This window comes from Mucilaginibacter sp., from assembly GCF_036383575.1.
Classification (GTDB): Bacteria; Bacteroidota; Bacteroidia; order Sphingobacteriales; family Sphingobacteriaceae; genus Mucilaginibacter.
In genome coordinates this window covers 1-4,741 of record NZ_DASVOB010000454.1, presented here as the reverse complement: position 1 = coordinate 4,741, position 4,741 = coordinate 1, and the positions used below count along the sequence as shown (strand labels likewise).

Annotated in this window: 3 protein-coding genes and 1 pseudogene; all 4 read right to left on the bottom strand. The window is 47.5% G+C overall.

Annotated elements, in window-relative coordinates; genetic code table 11:
* A pseudogene (locus VF500_RS16190) lies at positions 1-1,334 on the bottom strand (hypothetical protein); the annotation flags it as partial.
* Between the two features lie 7 nt (positions 1,335-1,341).
* A complete protein-coding gene (locus tag VF500_RS16185; protein WP_330860668.1) occupies positions 1,342-2,226 on the bottom strand; it encodes a sugar phosphate isomerase/epimerase family protein in 885 nt (294 codons plus the stop codon).
* A gap of 3 nt (positions 2,227-2,229) precedes the next feature.
* On the bottom strand, positions 2,230-3,630 hold the full coding sequence (locus tag VF500_RS16180) for an alpha/beta hydrolase family protein (RefSeq protein WP_330860667.1): 1,401 nt from the start codon (positions 3,628-3,630) through the stop codon (positions 2,230-2,232).
* A 336-nt stretch (positions 3,631-3,966) separates the two neighbouring features.
* Positions 3,967-4,741 (bottom strand): sialidase family protein (locus VF500_RS16175; protein ID WP_330860666.1); only part of this gene is annotated, 775 nt, incomplete at its 5' end.

The window sequence follows — 4,741 nt, the reverse complement described above, 5'->3', positions numbered from 1 at the left end:
TCGGTTGGGTTATAAGGCAGGTGTACTTCCTGCGCTTCGTCGGAATATACACCGTCAAGCACTGCTGTGCCGCCAATATCTTTAAACAGGCTGCCTTTAACCACATCATTGTGCGTACCCCGCTGAAAATCCAGCCCGGTTGAAGCCATGTGTTCAAAACCGCAGCCATCAAATGTGATGTGCGACGCATAAGCTATTTCAACCGCAGCTTTCGGCCGGCCCACCCAAGCCTGGTTTTCCAGTCCTTTTTTATCCGGCGTGCCGGGGATTTTTAACTTGTAAGCATCCAGCATGTACATCCCGGCCTGGTGCGGGACCAAACCCTCTTTTGACGGACGAAGCCAGTTGCTGTGCTCAAAACTGATATTTTTAAAGCTGACGTAGTTAACCGGGCGATCAAGAGTGCCTTCTATTTTTACCAATGTTTCCAATTGGGGAACGGTAACGACAGCTGTTTGCAGATCCTCACCTTTGCGTGGGATATAATATATTTTGTTAGCGATGCGGTCACGAAACCACTCGCCGGGATGATTTAAAAAGCTAATGGAGTTGCTGAGATAAAACGCCGAATTGCCCGTCTTTTTGGAGATCCAGGGTGCCGGCCAGGGATGCTCGGACTGGATGCGACTTTCGGGCTGATAAAAAGATAAGCGGGCGCTATCCCCCATTACCTTGACAGCTTTAACCCGTAAAATGGCAATTGCCCACCATTGGTGAATAAACATTTCCATGCCTTGGAGGTGAGAGGTATCCGTAGAGGCCGACCATGGAATTACACAGGTTTCGGTTTTGTGATCCCAGGAAAGAATGCGGTTCATTAATGGAGCATCTGTATCGCGGGTGCGAATCGCCTTTTCATTATTCACCCATAGCTGTCTGAATTGGAAAGGCTCATCACTAATAACAGAGCCATCGGCAACCCAAACTTTACCTTTGGCCTCCGCAGGTAAACCGGGAACCTCTGAAGTTACTTTACGCCATCCGGCTATAGTTATCCCGCCGCTTAGGATAGTTTTGCCTATTCCTTCGCCCTCAATAAAGGTCGGGCTCTCGGCTGTACCTGAATCTTCGGGGCGGATAAATAAAGGTTCTGCTAACTGGTAAACTCCCGCTAATACTTTGATATGGATGCCGCCTTTTATCGATGCATCATTTAACCGCCTCAGTTCACGGGCTTTTCTGATGGCCATTGCTATGGTTGCCAGTGGTTGTTGCCGGGTTCCGGCATTGTTATCGGAGCCCTTTGGCGATACCCAAATTTCGGCCGCAAAAGCACCACCTGTCAAAATAACATTTAACAGGAATATCAAAACAACTATGCGGCGACGCTTCATTTATGGTTTAATTAGTTTGGAATATTGATTTTACGTATGTGGTATTAGCGCTGAAATTCCACTTTACATTACGCGGGTCTTTGGCATCGCGCGAGCGTTCAATCACCAGCCAGCCTGTCCAGCCCATTTTATCCAATGTGGCCTTTACCTGCTTCATGTTTATTTTAGGATCGTTTTGCAGCCAAACACCATCATCATTGGTACAGTGGATCTGCACGATATAATTTTTGCCCAAAGTTTTAAGTTCGCCGTCCAAATCGCGCCCGTTCCTGATGGCGTTTTCAAAATTGAAATAGCTTTTAATGCCAGGTGAGCCCACATCTTTCAACAACTGCAACTCGCCTTTGGCATCCAATGCTGTTTCAATACCTATCACTACACCGACCTTTTCGGCTATTTTACCAACCTCTTTTAAGCGGGAAACAATAGCTTGCCGCAATTCAGGGTATTTTATCAGGTCGCCTTTTACGCCCATCGGCAAAAAGCCAACTTTAATACCCATTTGTTTCATGGTGTTGATACAATCGGTAACGGCCTTAACCGCTGTCGGCCGTTCGGCAAATGATTGGGCGAAAAAGCCGGTCATGCCCATGGATGGGATTTCGAGGTTCAGCTCTTTTGCCTTGTTCAGGAATACTTTACTGATCGAATCATTGGCCAGCTGGTTATCAAAAGTCTCGCGGTCGCCAAGGCCGCCCATATCAACCTCAACACCATCCGCACCGATATCTTTAGCCAACTGAAACGCGCCTAACTTTTGCCGTTTAAGGATCATCAGATCAACAACCGCTACTTTATAGCGCTGCTTTGATGCGGTTTGGGCAACCGACGGTGCACTAAAAGCACATACCATTAACCCTATCCAAAAACCTGAGATCAACCTGTATTTCATAACTTATTTTTTTGTTGCCTGCGCAAATACTTTCTCTAATTGCTCAAAACCTTTTATAGCATTAGGCGGGAGCTTTTCGCCCTTGTCACCAAACACATACATAGCAGGCTCCTTTTCGATGGTTACCTTTTCATCATCGAAACCGCCCTTATTGTCTTTTATCTTATTAATATCGAGATGAAAATTCTTGGCGATAAAGAGGTACAATGCCGCCCGTTTTGAAGAACCGAAATCATGCCCTTCGTTAGGTAAATGCACATTCTCTACTTTATCGGCAGCATCGTAATAGCCATACATTTTTTGGAGATAAGGAAAATCATGCTCCGGCATGTTGGCTGTCCAGTCCTGTCCGTCGGAGATCAGTAACTGTGGTCGCGGTGCGGCCATGGCAGCCAGTTCTACATTATCTGTTCCGTTACCGCATTGATGGATAGGCATGCCACTTTCGCAAGGGCATCCCCCATAAAAGTAAGATGACACCGATACCACCGGGGCGCTGAGTTTGATCCGGTCGTCCATGGCAGTCATCAAAACGGTATGGCTCCCGCCACCCGAGCCGCCGCTGATGCCTACCCGTTCAGGGTCGGTTTCTTTAAGCGAAAGCACATAATCCAATATGCGAATTGCCCCAAGCGCCTGGATAGTTTGTGCCAGGCTGCGGCGATGATCTTCATCCTTAAATTGCAGCAGGGACTCGCCCCAGGCAAAAAGGTCATAACTGTAAGCCATTGCCCCCATCCGCGCCAGCGAGGCACAACGGATCTGGCAATCGGCACGGTACCGCTGGTGCTCCCAGTGCCCATCGGGACTTAAGATCACCGGGATCTTCCCTTTTATTTTAGATGGTTTATATAGTGAACCGTTAATGTACAAACCTGGCAAAATTTCAATAGCAATATTCTCAACTGTGTAACCGTCATAAGTCCGTTTGGGGGTGACGATTGGTTTTGAAGCAGGTTTAGCAGGCAGGGGCGATAGCTCCAATGCTTTGTACAACTCGGGTTTTAGTATGGCTTTACGTTGTTCCCAGGTATCACGATCGTGGTATTGGGCGGCAATCCTGTCAAGCTCTTTCCAGCCATCGCTCACCGACCAGCGGAAGTATTCATATTCTTTGAGTTTGTACCTACCAGGGGCTTCTTTATTTACTTTCAGATCAAGCGGGGTAAGGATGTTGGCCAGTGTGCTATCTACATTTGGCCTGAAACGCCATTGAGCGTAGTTAACCCATTTACCCTCAACCTGGGCAGCGGTGTACTTGATCTTTACGTGGTATTTGTCCTGTACCTCATCAAGTACCTCCTTCAGGGTTTTCCTGTACATGGCATCGGTAGTTTGCTGTGCGCGGACGGCAAAACTCATCGCTGTGAGGCAGGTTATCAGTATGTAGATCAGTTTTTTCATTCTTTTATTTTTTTGTAGAGACGCATCACATGCGTCTCCCGCGAGCAAGTTCATTGTAAGGCCGCTTGTCCTAATGGAGACGCATGTGATGCGTCTCTACATTTAAACAAAAAGAAAGCGTCATTGCGAGGCACGAAGCAATCCCCGATTAGCGGAGCCGCCCTGCACAGTTTGGGATTGCTTCGTGCCTCGTAATGACGTGGTTAATTATCATACCATCAACGAGCCCGGCCTGTCACCCTGAGCCTGTCGAAGGGTCGCGCGTAAAGGCCCTGCCCACCATGCTTCGAGGGCCTCAGCATGACACCCAGTTTAACCTGCTGTCATTTTTTCCCCTTACAAATCCTTAGTTTCCCCCGCAGGCAACGGAGGCGTATAACCCTCCACCTTCGGCCAAACACCATCCTTAATTTCTTTCAATTCCAATTTTGAAGGATCAATAACCACATGCTTTATTTTTTGCCTGCGCCAGGTATACACCACATGCACCAAACCATCTGCTGATTGAATAACCGATGGATACGAATACTGGCTGATAGGTGAGTCCTCCAAAATCAAAGCCGCATACCAGGTAATACCATCTTTAGAAACAGCCACATTCAACGGCGTACGTGCCCCCTTAGCTAAATTTCCCGGTGGCAAAACGTGATTGTAAACCAATAACTGGCGACCATCTTTCAAGGTCACCACGTCGGTACCAGAATTATTATTTGGCAGACTGGTCTTTTCCAAAGCAGACCAAGTCTGCCCTCCATCTTTCGACCATGTGCTGAGAATAGCCCGGTTCTGGCTGCGGCAAAGCGCCTGTAGCTTGCCGTCATTATAAGTTAAAATACTGGGTTGTATGGCTTTCAAATCTTTACCATCGCTGATCGGGCCTATCATTGTCCAGTTTTTACCAAAATCTTTTGTGGCCTCAAAATGCACCTGCCAGGCTTTACCTTCGGTGCTTACCGGACTCAGCAGCGTGCCATCTTTCAACAAAACAGGCTTATTTTTAATCGGCCCTAAAAAACCTTCGGGCAATGCTTTTTGCTCTGACCAGCTAATACCGCCATCTTTAGAGGTTTTTACAAAACCCTTCCATTTTGCCGGACTTGGGCCTATTTTG